Consider the following 15,334-nt stretch of genomic DNA (forward strand, 5'->3'; position numbering starts at 1 on the left):
CAACAACAAGCGGCTGCATTCGTCGCTGGGGTACCAGACACCACGAAGCTACGTCAGAATCACATGAAAACTGTCCGTCAAACCGGGGCAAGCCCACCTCGCACCAGTAGCCGGGTGCGTCGCAGCCGGGGTGGCTACAGCCGCGGTCGTGCGCGTACAACACGATGCGTTGATCCGGTGTGGCAATGCGCCTCGACCGGCCGAGATACAACGGGCGGCTGGTGTGCTCGTCGAACACGGCGAGGTAGTGGTGGGCGTGGCGGGCCATCCGAATCACGTCGCGCATCGGCAGCAGCGTTCCGCCACCGGTGGTCGCGCGCCCGCTGGCCGACGTCAGTTCCTGCAGTGTCGTCGACACGATGACCGTGACCGGTAAGCCGTTGTGGCGGCCGAGTTTCGGCTCGCCCAGCTGACCGCGCACCAGGGCGTTGAGTGCGTCGTGCTGGCGCTGCGCGGGACTGCGCTTGTCACCGGCCGCGAGCTCGTCGTCGGGTTTGCCCGCAACACAAGGTGTTTGGTCGTCGGGATTGCACATCCCCGGGGCTGCGAACCGGGACAGCCAGGCATCGAGGTTGGCGCGCAGCTCCGGTGAGGCGATCAGCTTCCCGACGCTCATCCCGTCGGGCCGTTGGCCGCACCAGGTGAAGCCGCGCCGGCGTGCGCGATCGGCGTCGGAGAATTTACCGTCGGGATTGATCCGCAGGGCGCACAGGTGCGCGAGCTTCTGCAGCTGGTCAGGCCGCAACGTCCGCGCCTGCCGGGCCAGAAATCGCTCGGCGTTTTCTACCGTGTTAGCGGGTATGGACTCCGGGAGGTCCCGGACAAAGGTCTGAATCACCCGTAAGTGCTGACCGTCGAGGGCGCCGTCGCGCCACGCCACCGCTGTGGCGGGCAACTGCGGCGCCAACTCCTGGCCGGTGAGCGTCAAGCGGGGCGACAACTCTTTGGCGTCACGAAGCCGTCGACACGCCTCGGCATAGCTGATCCGCAGCCAGTCCGCGACGACTTTGTGCACCGGGCCGCCGATGTCGGCGGGATCCTCGGCCGCCAAGCCGGCGATGACGTCGTGGCTCACCGCGATCCGTCGCCGGCGTGAGGCCTCCATGCGTTCCAGCACGTGCAGCCGGACGGCGGGGCTCAGCGCGCCGAAGTCCAGCGCTTGGATCGCCCCGTCGGCCGCGTCCTGCGCGGCCAGGGCCGCGGACACCTCGGCCGGCATTTCGATCGAATGCATGTTCGAATTTTATGTCACGGTACGACGAGGTAGGCGCGGACCGAGCCGCAGCTGTGGATAAACCGCGAACTGTGGACAAATCACCCGCGTTTTTCCTGGCAGCGCGGCGGGTAACCACCCGTCGTGCACGCGGGATTTGTAGGTGCGGCAGCCGCGGTCGCCGTGGTCACTGTCGCCGCGGTCACTGCCGCATGCCCGTGCCCCACCGGTTCGGCCGACCCCACACCGGACAGTCCACCGTTCCCGACCGGTCAGATGGGCGTGCCCGTACATGCGCGGGCGGCCGGCGGCGCGACCGCCGACATCACCGTCGACGGTGCAACGTGGTTACCGCCGGGGTGCGCCTCTCATTTTGCGACTCCGACGCCCGGCTCCGCGTGCAACGTGGTGGAGCTGACGATCACCGCGACGTCCCACCAGTTCTTCCATTTCGACCAGCGTTATATGTTCGCCGGATACGCCGGCGGCAACGACGCACCCGAGCCGGCAACGATGGCGGTCGACTACCAGCGGCTCAACAAGATGCCCCCGCTGCAAACGGGCGGCCTTCACGACGGCCAGACCGCGCATGGATTCGTCGGGTTCGCTATGCCGACGGGGGGCGACCTGTACCTCACGATCAACGATCCCGACCAACCCGCTCCGTACACCGAAGCGGCCTGGATCGTCCACACCTGATCGGCGCGCGAAGCCCCGCACGCCGCAGCGCAGAATTGGCCCGGTCTAGGGTGAAGGCCATGCGGGTAGGTGTGTTGGGAGCGAAGGGCAAGGTTGGATCGGCCATGGTGGCGGGGGTGCGGGCCGCCGCGGACCTGAGCCTGTCCGCCGAGGTGGACGCCGGCGACCCGCTGGGCCTGCTGACCGAGGGCAACACCGAGGTGGTCATCGACTTCACGCATCCTGACGTGGTGATGGACAACCTGAAGTTCGTCATCGACAACGGGATTCACGCCGTCGTGGGGACCACGGGCTTCACCGCCGAGCGGTTGCAACAGGTGCAGGATTGGCTCGCCGCCAGCGCAGGCACGTCGGTGCTGATCGCGCCGAACTTCGCCATCGGGGCGGTGCTGTCCATGCATTTCGCCAAGCAGGCCGCGCCCTTCTTCGACTCGGCGGAGGTGATCGAGTTGCACCACCCGCACAAGGCCGATGCCCCGTCGGGCACCGCGACGCGCACCGCGAAGCTGATAGCCGAGTCGCGAAAAGGCTTGCCGCCCAACCCCGATGCCACCAGCACCAGCCTGCCCGGCGCGCGCGGCGCCGACGTCGACGGGATCCCGGTGCACTCGGTGCGGCTGGCCGGGCTGGTCGCCCATCAGGAGATCCTGTTCGGCACCGAGGGGGAGACACTGACCATTCGCCACGACAGCATCGACCGGACCTCGTTCGTGCCCGGCGTGCTGCTGGCCGTGCGGCGGATCAAGGAACACCCGGGCCTGACGGTAGGTCTCGAGGCCCTGCTCAACCTGCAATGAGCCTTAATCTGCGATGACCAAAGCGCTGCGCACCCAACTGCTCATCGCCTTCATGTGCGTCGCGCTGTTGGTGTACTTCGTGCTGTTGGGGCGCGTGGCCGTCGCGATGATCGGCTCGGGCCGGGCCGCCGCCGTCGGCCTCGGCGTCGCGGTGCTGATCCTGCCCGTGATCGGGCTGTGGGCGATGATCGCCACCCTGCGCGCCGGATTCGCCCACCAGAAGCTGGCCCGGCTGATCGCGGCCGACGGATTGGAACTGGACATCAGTGCGCTGCCGCGCCGCCCGTCGGGCCGCATCCAGCGCGACGCGGCCGACGAACTGTTCGCCGCGGTGCGCGCCGAGGTGGAGGACCAGCCGGACGATTGGCGGCGCTGGTACCGGCTGGCCCGCGCCTACGACTGCGCGGGGGATCGCCGCCGCGCCCGCGAAGCCATGAAGACGGCCTTGGACTTACACCGAGACCTGCAGGGCCGCCCGTGAGCAAGATGCTGCTGATCGTGCACCACACGCCGTCGCCGCACACCCACGAGATGTTCGAGGCGGTGGTCTCCGGCGCCACCGACCCCGACATCGAGGGCGTGGAGGTGCTGCGGCGCCCGGCGCTGACGGTCTCGCCGGCCGAGATGCTCGCGGCCGACGGCTACCTGCTGGGCACCCCGGCCAACCTCGGCTACATCTCGGGCGCCCTCAAGCACGCGTTCGACTGCGCCTATTACCAGCTGCTCGACTCCACTCGCGGGCGACCGTTCGGGCTGTACCTGCACGGCAACGAGGGCACCGAGGGCGCCGAACGCGCCGTCGACACCATCACTACGGGCCTGGGTTGGGTGAAAGCCGCAGAGACCGTGGTGGTTTCGGGCAAGCCGAGCAAGGATGACGTCGAGGCCTGCTGGAACCTCGGGGCGACGGTCGCCGCGCAGCTGATGGAGTGATGCCGAAAAGCGCTCAGGGCGAGTGTGTTTCACCGCGTTCCCGGAAGCTGGTCGAAGCGCCCGGGGTAGAGAACAGCGATCTCGGCTCGACCTGCGGCAGCGCGGTGGGTTCGACGTTGGACATTGTCCTGAGAAACGCCGAACCCGCTTCCGGGTGGGCGGTTGCTTCCGACGTCGGGCGCGAAATTGTGGGACGAGCCGCCAAGACGGCCGGGTCCGGCATCTGGAATGGCATGCCGGGACTGGTAATCCGCTCGCCGGGACGGTCGAACGGAGTTGCTGGCGGGCCGACGTTTGGGGCGGCGATTTGGCTCTGTCCGGGTATGACGGGCGGCCGGTCGATCACCTTCGGCGGTATCGCGTCCGACTTCGTGGTGTCGTCGCTCTGGGGGACGCCCATGCCACCCCCGGGGTGTTCGGGCGGGTTCGGCCCATTCGGCGGGCCGTTCGGACCGTTGTTGCCGCCGTCGTCGGCGGGACCGGTGGTCGGTGGCTGCGGCGTCCACGCCTGCGGCCACGCCGGGCTTGCGCTCGTCGCCTGCTCGAGGTACCGCCGCCACGCCTGCAGACAGCTGAACAGCTGCTGGGTGTAGTCGGCCGGCGCGGGCGGCGCCGGCGTGCCCGCAGCGGTGGGCGGCCCCATCGGCATCGGCGGCATGGGCGGCACGAACGGCACGGGCGGCATGAACGGCATCGGCGGCATGAACGGCATGGGCGGCGGCGTGAACGGCCCTCCCGCCGGCGCGGCAGGCGGCATGGGCGCCCCGGTCAGGAATGGTGACCCGGCGGCCATGGCCGCCCACTGCTCCAGGAGCTGTCGCCAATATTGAAGATAGTAGAGCAACTGCTGGTTGTAATCCGTTGCAGGCATGGACATTTGCTGACCTCCAGCTAGTGCGGGATAGGGGACGCAGGGGTGCCGAACGAGGACCCGCCCGGTGTGTCCAACGGGTGCGGCAGCGAGCGCTCGCAGAATTTCGAGTCGAGCATGCGGAGCGCGCGGGTGTCGGCCGGCTCCCGGTTTTCGATGTCGAACACATAGCAGTAGTCACCGGCCGGCGTCGGCATCCGGATCGGACTCGACATACCTTGATCGAGGAAGCCGTACGGGAACTCCCAGTAGAGCGCCGGGGTGGTCTCCCGGCGATCGCGACCCCCCGATTCGACCCAGATGTAGTGGTCGAGAATGGCATTGACGGCATGTCGTCCCGACTCGCACGCAGACTCCATCGACGTCACCCGGGTGAAAGTCTTGTTCCACGTGCCCGCGAAGACCACCGAGTTGTTGTGCACCTGGTAGCCGCCATGGCGGGCCTGCCAGACGTTGCGCCGCGTGAGATCGGCGAGCCACCCGTCCTCGTCCGGGGTGGTCGTCCACGACGTTCCGTGCGGATTCCACGGGTCGCTGCCCGGCCGGTTGTTCCAGTCGCCGACGATGGGAACCAGGTACGGTGACTCGTTGCGCACCACGCGGCCCCGGCCCTGACCGGGCCCGGTGGCCATGACCAGCCCGCGATCGAGCGCATACCATGCAGGCCACGGCATGACCCCTTCTCCGGCCGACCCCGGGCAGCTGGTGAGCGCGGAAATGATCTGGCGCCACACCTCTTCGGCGATTTCGTCGGCTGTGCAGTCGCGCGCCGCTTTGCCCTTCCCGGAAGCGTCGACCAGGTGGGAAGAGGGGCTGTTGAAATCCCCGATGTCGACCGAGAGCACCGAGATGCAGCCGTCGCGGTCCAGAATCGGCCGCTTCTCCCACAACCCAGACTGGTTGATCGATGACAGCGCCCACTCCGTGCCGGTGAGCAAGATGTGCCCGCGGAGCAACTGAAACTCCGTGTCGAAGTAATACTGGATGCCGCACAGCGTTTGGAACCGATCCCACGGCACCCGTCCCATCTCGTCCAGCGAGTAGGGATTGCGTCGCTGCTGCGGCCGCGTGGGCTGCGGCTGCAGCGGACCGTCGGGCGGGGGAGGAATGGTGGTGAAACCGTCCAGCCTGGCCACGGTTCCGCCGGTGCCCGCCAAACGCAGCGCGGTGGTGATGTATTCGGCTTGCGGGGCATCGACGGCGACGACCGTGTAATCGGGGGCCACCCGGGTGCCGTCGGCGAACGTGATCTGCGCGCGGGGCCGCAGAGGGGGTGGCTGAGCAGGGTCGAAGGCCGGCGGGTCGAGACGAGTCGCCTTGTTATGGACGAAGCCGACGCCGAGCGTGACGAGGTGGCGGTACCAGTGGTCCAGCCACGCCTCCGTGGTCGGACCGTTGAGCACCCCGTCGGCCTTGTTGTCGCGGCGGTCCATGTTCAGGTACAGCTGCAGATAGGTGCTCATGTTGGTGCGCGCGTCGCCCCAGACCGAATCGAGAGCGACCAGGATCCTTGGCATTTGGCGCAACAGCTTGTCGCAACTCGGCGAATAGGAGTACTTGTTGATCCCGGTCGTGCGGTCACGGCCGACCAAGAAGTCGTAGGCGGACATGTTCTGCAGTTCCCGCGCGCGACGCAGAGGGCTGGTGGACAGATAGTGGAGCAGCCTGCCCAGGTAGGTCCCGACATCGCTGGCGGTGAAGCCCAAAGTCGCGAGTTCGCTGAGGATTCCGAAAAACTCGGCGGGGCTGCGTGGGAGCTCGCTCGGAAAGACGAGCGACGGCCGGCTATGCACCGTGGTGCCCTTGGTGATGACCCGCCGAACGTTGTCGTAGACGGTGCGTGACGTCGGGGTCCAGCCGGCCGGGCCGCGGGCCGTCTGCGTGCGCTCATAGACCGGGATGCGCTGGAACAGGTCCCAGATGTGTAGGTAGAACGCCGGGAAGAAGCGAAAGCCATGTTCGCCCGCGACCGCTCGCTGCGGGTTGCGCGGCCGGCCCCGTCGACCCGGGAAGGGGCGCAGTTCGGCCTGGCTGCCGTCGCGCGTGCCCACCGTCGAATATTGAGAGGCGGCAAGGCCGCCGAGCTTGACCGGCGGGTAGGTCCCCGCCGGCTCGGACCCCAACCCGTTGCGTTCATCCTCTTGCGACTCGTACACCGTGACAACGAAACCGCGCTCCGCCAGCTCGTGAGCGGCGGTGAGGCCGGCGATGCCGGCACCGAGCACCGCCACCGTGGGACGTCGTTGCTGCGACGCCGGCGTCGTTATGCGCTCGGACATGGCGCCCCCGAGCGAAGTTCGGACAGCAGCGCGGGCTGCGAGGAGGCCCGGACCGCGGCGTGGACGTACGCCAGCAGAGAGTCGTGCGCACGCTGGACGTCGTCGAGCGACCCGTGCACGCGCACCCTGCCGGTCTCCACGGCCTCGCCGAGCCCCACCCTGGCATCGAGCAGGTCGACGATGGTGGCTCGCGAGGTGGCGATCCGGGCACCGGCCGGCCGCGCCGCACCGTCGGACACCTGAAGTCGCGTGCCGCCGCGCAGCGAGAACGTCTCGCCGTCGACGTCGAGTTCGACCACCATGGGGCCCAGCTGCGCGACGAGCCATCGGTAGCTGTCGGGCACCTCGTCCTCCAGGTGCCCGAGCGAGCGCCGCAATAGCGACGAAATACGTTCACCCATAGAGGAACTCGAATACGCCGGTGCCGATGAAGTCGAAGGGCTCGCCGTCGATCGTGCCGCTCGCCCGGGTGCTACCGCCCGTTTCGCAGAGCACGGTCGATCGGTCGAGGAATGTCTCGCTCGGCTGCGCCAGGCGGGCATATGACAGCGAGCGGAATTCGGCGTGGACGCTGTCGCCCGCCCGGGTCGCGGTGATGTCCATCCGCGCCGGAACGCCGGGCACCTCGCCGTCCAGCAGCAGCCGCATCGGGGGCGGCAGGGTGCGATCGGCCGCGCGCGCGAGCCGGCCGTCCGAGCGCGTCCGCACCGACGCGTGCCGGAATATCGCGGCGGGCTGGTCGTGGCGCCAGACGTACAGTGCTTGGGACAGGCACCGCAGCCGGCTCCGGTCGGTCGTCTGCAGGAACACCATCGACCACGGATTCCCGGGCTCGGTGGGCAAAATGGTGCCCCACGTCCAGCCGAAATCGTCGCCCCACCGGAACCGGCCCCAGTTGTGGTCGTGATAGGCGAGGCCGCCGTCCACGCGGTGTTCGCGACCGCCGATCCATACCGATCCGTCGGCGCGCAGCCGCGGCACGAACAGCCAGTTGATTCGGCCACCGCCCAGCGGCTGGTTGCGGACCACCAACGGGTGGCTCGCCGAGGTGAAGCGCAGCTCACCACGAATGTCCTTGTCGGGCAGGTTGATTGTCACCCGGTAGCCGTCGGGCAGGACGGTCATCCGGCTGCCGCCGATGGTCAGTTCACCCAGATCGGCCGAGACGTGCAGGGCGCGCTCGTCGAACCGTTCGATGGCGCCGGTCCAGTTCTCGTCGTGGGCGATCACGATGACGCGCGGCGCAAGCCGGACTTCATGCGCGCGGAACTCTTCATTGTTGAGGCTGAAGTTGATCAAGAGCCGCCAGCCGCGTCCGTGGACCACGAAGTGGTGCCACTCCTTGAAATCCGCCGGGCGGGCGGTGGCCAGCACCGGCGCGCGGAGGAAGTCGTTGCGCTCCAGGAGCGCACTCATCGTAGCCACCGCGTGGTCGGTATGCCTGCCGGGGAAGTCGGATTGTGTTGCACCGTAACAGGGGTGGCGATCCGCTCGATCGCCGCACCGAGGCTCGCCAGCCCGAGCAAGGCGTGCACGAAGTCGTCCGGGCCGCGGCACGTGCCGGATCGGCGCTCGTCCTCGGCCAGGGTGCGAACCATTCGGGCCACGCCGGCGAGGCCGACCAGATAGCCGATGAAATTGCTCTGGTCGGCCAGAGCTTCGCGAGGATCGATGAGCGTCATGCGAACCCCTCGGGCCGCAGTCGGGCCAGCATGGAGTCGTCGAGGTCATGCCCGATGGCAACGTCGGCCAAGAGTTCCGCCCAGGCATCGGGGGAGGCGTCGGGCGCGGCGGGGCCGTCAAGGACGTTGAGGCTCACCATTTCCCAGACGCGCCGGAGATTCTCGACGGCCTCGGAGGAGGCCAGTGCGTCGCGCAGCCGCGCTCCGCGTGGGGTGGCCGCGTAGCGGCGGCCTTCGGCGACGAGCAGATCGTGCAGCCTACGGGCGGCCGAGGGGTTGCCCAGGACCGCGCGCCGCGCGCCGACAAGCAACTCGAACGCCGTTCGCTCCATCCCGTTGGCTTCCTCCGGCGGCGTCGGGCGCAACTGCGGGGTCTCGCGGTCGATGAGGTCGAGCGCGAGCTCGCGGATCCGTTCGAGCTCCGCCAGCATGCCGATCATGGATTCGGGGTTCATCGGGTCCGCCCATGCACGTAGTCGACGAGGTCGGCCAGCACGTCACGATGGCGACTGTGGGGGAACCAGTCGAGCCCGGTGAGCACCGCGCCGGCCTTTTGGGCATGCTCGGCGGCGACCTCCCGAGCGTGCTGGAGCGAACCGGTTCGTTGCATCAGCTCGTAGATCCATCGAATGTCGTTGAGGCTCTTCGACTCCGAGGGGTGGTGTCCCTGCAGCCGAGCCTGGATTTGGGCCCGGCCCGACGGAGAAAGTTGCCCGCACGCGGTAAGCCGATCCAGTAACTGGGTCAGCTCTAACTCGCCGTCCGGACCGGGTCGGCGCTTGGCCAGGATCGCCACAGTGCGTTCCCGGTCCTTCGGCTCGGCGGATCGCAAGGTGTGCAACAGCATCAGGGTCCGCTTGCCCTCCCAGATGTCGCCGCCGATCTCCTTGCCGTACTCCTCAGGATCCGCCCGCAAGTTCAGTAGGTCGTCGGTGATCTGAAAGGCCGCCCCGAGGTGCCGGCCGAGTGACTCCAAGGGGGCCATGCGCTCGAGACCCGCACCGGCCGCGATCGCGCCCGCCTGCAACGGCGTGATGAACGTGTACCAGCTGGTCTTGAGCTCCACCATGGTGAGGTAGTCGGCGTCGTTGAGCCGCCAGGTGTTGGACCGGACCCAGTCGAGTTCCAGGCCCTGGCCGTCGACGGTCATTCGGGTCATCTTGGCGATGGCCCGCAGGATGCGCAGGGCCGGCCCGAGGCCGACCCGTTCGACGTTGTCCAGCAGCGGTTGTAGCGACAGCGACAGCATGGCGTCGCCGACGTTGACGGCGATGGGCACCCCGTGGTCGATGTGCAGCGTGGGTTTGCCTCGCCGCCACCATGATTCGTCCTCGATATCATCGTGGATGAGGAACGCGTTGTGGTAGAGCTCGAGTGTCGCGGCGGTCGGCAGTATCGCCTCGATGTGGCCGCCGAGGCCGAGGCAGGTGGCGATGCTCAGCGCCGGCCGCAGCGCCTTCCCGCCGCGCAGCGGGTAGTCGAGGATCAGGTCGTAGAGGCCCTTGGGCCCGTGCTCCTCGGGGCGGTACAGCCGTTCGATCTCGCGGTCGCAGGCCTCTTTGCACAGGGCGAGATAGTCGTCGAGCGGGTTGCAGGCTTTCGGGTTCGTATCGCTGTCACGTGATTCACTCTTTGAGAGCGACGAGGCCTGTGGCATCGGTAATCCTTGCCGCGTAACGGATTCGAGGGGAGAACTGGATGGTGCCCGTGCTGGTTTCGCCGTCGACCTCCAGGCTGGGGAGGGCACTGAATGCGACGTCCACCGGCTCCTCGCCCGGCGATGCGTCCGGCGCCGCGCCTTGCGCGATCCGCCGGCGACGGCCGATCAAGACCATCCGGACCTTTGCTTGGTTAGTGCCGTCGAGCGGCTCGAATCGGTACAGCGAGTTGATGTTCGCCGCGGCCAGTATCTGCTCGGCGATGTTGTAATAGCCACTGACCAACTGGTTGAGTTTTTGGTACCCCACCGTATTGGTAACGAGGCAGGATGGCGCCCGGTACCCGGCGTTCTCGACGAGCACGCGGGCGGCGATCAGTGAGTTCTGCAGGTCCTGGACGTTAGTAGACCCGAAGGTGATGGTATTCGTTCCCGGGGCCGCCCCATAGCACTGCTTCAGGACGTCGGTGTCAAAGCTGTTGGCGAGGGTCTTGGTCGCTGCCATCACTCCGGTGAGCAGTGCATCGGGGGTCGGCGCAATCGTCTCCGCGACGGTCAGCTGGACGGTTGGCGGCGGAGGCGGAGGCGGAGGTGGGCCGAGGGGTAGAAAGCCCGCGGATCCACCCAGCAGGCCATTGGCGACATTGAGCTGGCCGGGGTCGCCGGTGTCCCAATGCGGGATGGCTTGCCAGGCAACGCTGCACCACCCGAACGCCTCTTTGACTGCTTGGTTGGCATGGGCCAACCGCTCTGCACTCAGGTACATGGCCGCTCCTGACTGCCCCCGGCTGTCGGTACAAATCATGAGACAATTACCACACTCGCGCAATCGCTTCAGCAAAGTTCCAAAAGTGGAGTAGTGCGCTACTTGTTCAGGAGTGCCACCTCTTGACCAGGGGTCATCTCACCGCGCGCCACCGCGTCGCAGTGCGCCAGATGCAACGGTGCCACGGGGTCGTCGGGCAGCAGCTCGCGGCAGCGTTCGAAGGCGGCGCGGGCCCCGTCGACGTCGCCCGCGTCGAAAAGTGCAAAGGCCTCTTCGAACGCGGGCTGGGCCGCGCGCTTCCCCGCGCGAAGCGGAGCCGAATCCTCGTCGTACACTTCGTAAATCGTCACCGGACGACGCCGATTGACCACCATGACGCGCTCCATGCGACGAACGTTGAACCGCTCGGACGCGGCCAGGCGCTTGTACGTGTTGTCGGAGATGAGCAACGCGGATCCGTAGCGCTTGTTGGTGCTCTCGATGCGCGCGGCCAGGTTCACCGCGTCGCCGATGATGGTGAGCACCATGCGGTTCACCCCGCCGACGAGCCCGACCCCGACCATCCCGGTATTGATGCCGATTCCCGCCCGCAGTTCTTCGGATCCGGCGGCTTTTCGCTCCCGGTTGTGCGCGCGCAACGAGCGCAGCATCGCCAGTCCCGCCCGGACGGCGTCGGGCTCGGACTCGAAGACGGCAACGATCTCGTCCCCGCGTACGTCCTGAATCATGCCGTTGTAGCCGATGATTGGGAGCTCGACGGCACGCAGAAAGCCCATCGCGAGGTTGCTCGCCTCGCCCACATTCATGTCTTCGATCATGGTCGTGTAGCCGCGAATGTCGCTGATGAGCACCGTCATCTCGCGCTCGACCCGGTAGCCGTTGCGGACGCGGCGAAGGTCGTCGATGTCGAGAATGCGCAGCAGTTCGTTGGGCACGAATCGCGATTGCGCGTCCATCAGGGACTGCCGGTGTTGGTCGGCGGCCCGTAGTCGCGCCTCGAGCTGGAAGTTCCACAGCGGAGCCGCGGCCTGGGCGCACAGGAAGGTGACCGCCTGCTCGTGATCGGCGCCGAAGTGCCGGCCGGACTCGTCCTGCTCGGCATAAATGACGCCAATTGTGCTGTTGTGCACCCTGATTGGAGCGGCGAGGGTGGAGGGCCCCTGATGCTCAGCGGCAGCGAGGACCGGCGCGCCACCGTCAAGCACGCGGCGCACGATGTCCCGGTCGTAGGCGACTTCGGTCCACGGCCCCTCGACTATCGAAATGCGCCCGTGATCCTGGATCGCCCGGACCGACAGATTCTCGGCTTCGCCGGTGAGGAGCAGGACGCGGCCCGCTCCCGTGGTGTCGGCGACCGAGCCCAGGATGATGTTCGCCAAGCCTTCCTGATTCGGCGCCCCCGACAGCGCGCGCAGGAGCTGGTGTGCGCCGACCGGGTCGATTCCGGTCGAACCCGTCGTGAGGTCGCGCCTGAGTAGCCAGGGATGCTCCCGCGCCAGCAGGTCCGTGCGCACCGCGAAACCCAAATTCAGCCAGCGCTGATACGCCGACCGCAGCATGTGCTCGCGCAGCCTCGTTCGCCTGAGGTCGGCGTAGAGTGCGGCGGCTTCCTCATGGGCATACGCACTGATAACGGGAAGCTGGTTTTCCTCGGCGAGTTCGATGGCCTGGTGGAGGTAGCGCTCCGCCTTGGCGTCGTGCCCGCGCGCTCGGGCCCACGACCCCTGGACCAGGGCATACGGTGCCGCATAGTTCTCCGGTGCGTCAGCAGCCCACTTGCGGTGCAAGGCCAGTGTCTGGCGCACGAAGCGGGCGGTCGAGCGATCCCGCGGCGCGCACCGGATCATGCTCAAGGCGCCGATCAGGTAGATGAGTTGCGAGATCACGGAGCCGGCCATGCCGCCGACATGTTCGATCGACTCGGGCGTGACGGCGACGGCGCCCGCGTAGTCACCGCACCAGAAGTGCAGGGCCTGCTGCCGGGCTGCCGCCGCGCTCAGGGCCACCTCGTCGCCCTCCCGGCGGGCGGCCGGCAACACGTCTCGCTCGTCGTAACCGCTCTCGCCGGCGACGAGGAGGGGATCGGCGCTGCGGCCCATCAGGTTGAGGCAAAACTGATGCGTGCCCTGGCACAGCGCGCCGGGCACCGGCTGGGAACGAACGTGGGGGATGAGCGAGCTGGCGAGGGCGTCGATCTCCGCGAGCGGACGACCCACCCAGACCGACTGGGCGAGCAGGGCCGCGACCAGAAATCCGGCGTATTCCTGGTCGCCCTGGTCGAGCGCCTCCTCGATGGCGTCGCGGAGCTCGCCCAAGCCGTCGCGCACCGGGTGACGCCAGTGGCGGATGAAGTTCAGATGCGTGAACACCGTCTGCGGTCGGGCCTCCCGGAATTCCGGGCGCTCCGCAAGCCGCATCGCCACCTCGCCGAAGCGCTGCCCGCCCGCGCGATCGCCGAGTATTACCCGGATAACTCCATAACCGCCGATGACCAGAGGCGAGTACGGGGTGTGGCCGTGGGTCAACGTGAGCTCGAGCTGCTTTCGCACGAACAGCGGCATGAGGTTGGGGCGGACCAGGTACGACATGTTGCGCAGTTCGAGAAGAATGCGGTGGATCTCGATGACCCGCTGGTCATCGCAGCGCGGTAGCCGCAGCAGCCGCTCGGTGCTCCAGCGGCGAGTCGTCATCATCATCCGGACGATCGCGTTGCCCATGCGTGGCTTACCCGCGTCGGCCGGCACCCTCTCGCCGAGCTCGGCGAGCGCTTGCAGCCCGATCTCGAGCGCCTCCTGCAGACGGTTTTCCGCAACCCGCCCTTTGAGCCGGAGGTAAGCGATGCGCGCGCGGTCCGGAGGGTCGCGCAGGATCTCCTCGGCCTCGTCGAGTAGCGAATTCAGCGCCGGCACGTCGCCCACCAGCAACGCGGCATCGGCGGCATCGAGCTGCAGCTGCCGGGTCAGGTCGAAGTGAGCGGTCCAACGCTGTGCACCCAGCAGGTCCAGCGCCTCCCGGCAGTAGTTGAGCGCCAACGGGAACGAAGCCTGGGCCCTTGCCTTTTGCGCGGCACGCCGCAGCACGCCGACATAACCAACGCGTTCGGCGTTGTCGGTCGCCAGCCGCCCGCCGACGCCGAGGTGGCGCGCGGCCTCGAACAACCGGTCGTCCTCCTGCTCAACCAGCCACCGGCCGATCCGCAGGTGTGTCGCACGGATCTCGTCGTCGGACAGGCCGACTCGCGCCGCCTCGGTCACCCGGTCATGGCTGAAGCGGTACCGGGCGTCGCGGCTGATCGCGTTGGCGATCCGTCTGCCGCCGCTGTCGACGGCCTCGAGCAGACGAAGCTCGAGGCACGCCCAGAGTGCCTGGGCCACCACGTCGGGCGGCTGCGCGGCCGCTGCCGTGGCGTCGTCCAGGTCGAACTCGCCGCCGAAGCACGACAGCGAACTCAACACCGAACGATCCTGCGGACTCAGCTGGCCGAGGTAGCGGCCGAGAAACTCCGCCGCCGTCGCGGTGACCTCGAGTGATGCCAGCACGCGCAGGTCCCAACCGGGCCGCCCGGCCGGCCCCACCGGGATGAGCGCGCCTTCGCGTTGGGCGCGGTACAGCAGCTGACGGACCTGCAGTGGGTTGCCGCCGGTCCGGTGGTGGAACTCCGCGGCCACGTCGCCCAGTTCCACGCTCTGGCCGCACACGTCGGCCAGCAGCTGCTCGACGTCCTCGGGGGCCAGCGGTTGCAGCTCGATGGCGTTGAGGTTTTCCGACTTGATGCCGCCGGCGGCCGGGTCGAACTCGCCCGCGCGGTGCCCGCCGACAACCAGAACGTTGCGAAGCGACACCGTCAACAGTTCGGACAACAGCAGCAGCGTGTCCCGGTCTGCCCACTGCAGGTCATCGATCGCCAGCACCACCGGACGGTAGGACGCGGTGGTCGACACCAGCAGGATGGCGGCCCGGTGCAGTCGGCGGCGAGCATCCGCCGCATCGAGATCGGCAGCACTCGAGGGCTCACCGAGCACCGGCCCCAGTTCCGGCACGAGTGGCGAGAGCACGCCCGCAAACCCGGACATCTCGCTGGCCAGCTCGGCGCGCCAACGATCGCGCTCGGCCGGTCCGGTGCCCTCCATGGTGCGGACAACCGAGCTCAGAGCGTCGGCCAACGCCGAGTACGGGGCCGGCCCGCCGTCTCGACACCTCCCGTACGCGAATACGCAGTTGCGACGGGAGATCTCGGCGCCGAACGCCTGGATCAGCGTCGACTTTCCCACCCCGGGTTCCCCGCTGAGCAGGACGCACCCACCGCTGACCCGTTCGGCCGTCGCCACAGCGGTCCGGAGTTCGTTGAGCTCCCGCCGTCGGTCGGCCACCCGGCCGTCGAGGTCCAGTACCGGAGTCGTCACGGCCCGGGGCACTCCGTGCTGAGCGCCGTCCGCC

General features: G+C 68.0%; 12 protein-coding genes and 1 pseudogene. 4 read left to right on the forward strand and 9 right to left on the reverse strand.

Features of this window, described 5'->3' with window-relative positions; genetic code table 11:
- On the reverse strand, positions 1 to 1,234 hold a 1,234-nt coding region (locus ACYQ8K_RS21945; protein WP_459972341.1), incomplete at its 3' end, for a 13E12 repeat family protein.
- A gap of 123 nt (positions 1,235 to 1,357) precedes the next feature.
- On the opposite strand from ACYQ8K_RS21945, the gene ACYQ8K_RS21950 reads away from it, so the two are divergent.
- From ACYQ8K_RS21950 to ACYQ8K_RS21965, 4 genes are read left to right on the forward strand one after another with little or no spacing between them, the layout of a single operon-like run.
- Positions 1,358 to 1,912, forward strand: a complete 555-nt coding sequence (locus tag ACYQ8K_RS21950) for a hypothetical protein (RefSeq protein ID WP_459972343.1) — start codon at positions 1,358 to 1,360, stop codon at positions 1,910 to 1,912.
- A 59-nt stretch (positions 1,913 to 1,971) separates the two neighbouring features.
- Positions 1,972 to 2,709, forward strand: coding sequence for a 4-hydroxy-tetrahydrodipicolinate reductase (gene dapB, locus ACYQ8K_RS21955; protein WP_459972345.1), 738 nt, complete (start codon positions 1,972 to 1,974; stop codon positions 2,707 to 2,709).
- Between the two features lie 13 nt (positions 2,710 to 2,722).
- Positions 2,723 to 3,190, forward strand: coding sequence for a hypothetical protein (locus tag ACYQ8K_RS21960; protein ID WP_459972347.1), 468 nt, complete (start codon positions 2,723 to 2,725; stop codon positions 3,188 to 3,190).
- Positions 3,191 to 3,195: 5 nt separating this feature from the next.
- The gene (locus ACYQ8K_RS21965; RefSeq protein WP_459972420.1) at positions 3,196 to 3,642 is read left to right on the forward strand and encodes a flavodoxin family protein; all 447 of its coding nucleotides are present in this window, start codon (positions 3,196 to 3,198) and stop codon (positions 3,640 to 3,642) included.
- A 13-nt stretch (positions 3,643 to 3,655) separates the two neighbouring features.
- On the opposite strand, the pseudogene ACYQ8K_RS21970 reads toward ACYQ8K_RS21965, so the two are convergent.
- The 8 genes and pseudogenes from ACYQ8K_RS21970 to ACYQ8K_RS22005 form a co-directional block, all read right to left on the reverse strand.
- Positions 3,656 to 6,792 (reverse strand): annotated as a pseudogene (locus ACYQ8K_RS21970) (FAD-dependent oxidoreductase).
- Entirely contained in the window at positions 6,777 to 7,193 is a 417-nt protein-coding gene (locus tag ACYQ8K_RS21975) for an SCP-2 sterol transfer family protein (RefSeq protein WP_459972349.1), read from the reverse strand. The pseudogene ACYQ8K_RS21970 and the gene ACYQ8K_RS21975 overlap by 16 nt, the downstream one beginning before the upstream one ends.
- Positions 7,186 to 8,208 carry a hypothetical protein gene (locus tag ACYQ8K_RS21980; RefSeq protein WP_459972350.1) on the reverse strand — a complete coding sequence of 341 codons (1,023 nt, stop codon included), beginning with the start codon at positions 8,206 to 8,208 and terminating at the stop codon, positions 7,186 to 7,188. Before ACYQ8K_RS21980 ends, ACYQ8K_RS21975 begins: the two co-directional genes overlap by 8 nt.
- On the reverse strand, positions 8,205 to 8,474 hold the full coding sequence (locus ACYQ8K_RS21985; RefSeq protein ID WP_459972352.1) for a hypothetical protein: 270 nt from the start codon (positions 8,472 to 8,474) through the stop codon (positions 8,205 to 8,207). Before ACYQ8K_RS21985 ends, ACYQ8K_RS21980 begins: the two co-directional genes overlap by 4 nt.
- Positions 8,471 to 8,929 (reverse strand): hypothetical protein, encoded by a 459-nt coding sequence (locus ACYQ8K_RS21990; protein WP_459972353.1) that lies wholly within the window; start codon positions 8,927 to 8,929, stop codon positions 8,471 to 8,473. Before ACYQ8K_RS21990 ends, ACYQ8K_RS21985 begins: the two co-directional genes overlap by 4 nt.
- Complete coding sequence (locus ACYQ8K_RS21995) at positions 8,926 to 10,131, reverse strand: polyprenyl synthetase family protein (RefSeq protein WP_459972355.1); 1,206 nt, start codon at positions 10,129 to 10,131, stop codon at positions 8,926 to 8,928. The genes ACYQ8K_RS21990 and ACYQ8K_RS21995 overlap by 4 nt, the downstream gene beginning before the upstream one ends.
- A complete protein-coding gene (locus tag ACYQ8K_RS22000) occupies positions 10,100 to 10,897 on the reverse strand; it encodes a hypothetical protein (protein ID WP_459972357.1) in 798 nt (265 codons plus the stop codon). Before ACYQ8K_RS22000 ends, ACYQ8K_RS21995 begins: the two co-directional genes overlap by 32 nt.
- A gap of 98 nt (positions 10,898 to 10,995) precedes the next feature.
- A complete protein-coding gene (locus tag ACYQ8K_RS22005) occupies positions 10,996 to 15,300 on the reverse strand; it encodes an AAA family ATPase (protein ID WP_459972359.1) in 4,305 nt (1,434 codons plus the stop codon).
- Positions 15,301 to 15,334: the final 34 nt, after the last annotated feature.

It is taken from the genome of Mycobacterium sp. MUNTM1, assembly GCF_054660795.1.

Excerpts from the sequence above, each read along its gene's own strand:
- dapB (WP_459972345.1), top strand. The coding sequence starts at position 1,972 with ATGCGGGTAGGTGTGTTGGGAGCGAAGGGCAAGGTTGGATCGGCCATG.
- ACYQ8K_RS21960 (WP_459972347.1), top strand. The coding sequence starts at position 2,723 with ATGACCAAAGCGCTGCGCACCCAACTGCTCATCGCCTTCATGTGCGTC.
- ACYQ8K_RS21965 (WP_459972420.1), top strand. The coding sequence starts at position 3,196 with ATGCTGCTGATCGTGCACCACACGCCGTCGCCGCACACCCACGAGATG.
- ACYQ8K_RS21975 (WP_459972349.1), bottom strand. The coding sequence starts at position 7,193 with ATGGGTGAACGTATTTCGTCGCTATTGCGGCGCTCGCTCGGGCACCTG.
- ACYQ8K_RS21980 (WP_459972350.1), bottom strand. The coding sequence starts at position 8,208 with ATGAGTGCGCTCCTGGAGCGCAACGACTTCCTCCGCGCGCCGGTGCTG.
- ACYQ8K_RS21985 (WP_459972352.1), bottom strand. The coding sequence starts at position 8,474 with ATGACGCTCATCGATCCTCGCGAAGCTCTGGCCGACCAGAGCAATTTC.
- ACYQ8K_RS21990 (WP_459972353.1), bottom strand. The coding sequence starts at position 8,929 with ATGAACCCCGAATCCATGATCGGCATGCTGGCGGAGCTCGAACGGATC.
- ACYQ8K_RS21995 (WP_459972355.1), bottom strand. The coding sequence starts at position 10,131 with ATGCCACAGGCCTCGTCGCTCTCAAAGAGTGAATCACGTGACAGCGAT.
- ACYQ8K_RS22000 (WP_459972357.1), bottom strand. The coding sequence starts at position 10,897 with ATGTACCTGAGTGCAGAGCGGTTGGCCCATGCCAACCAAGCAGTCAAA.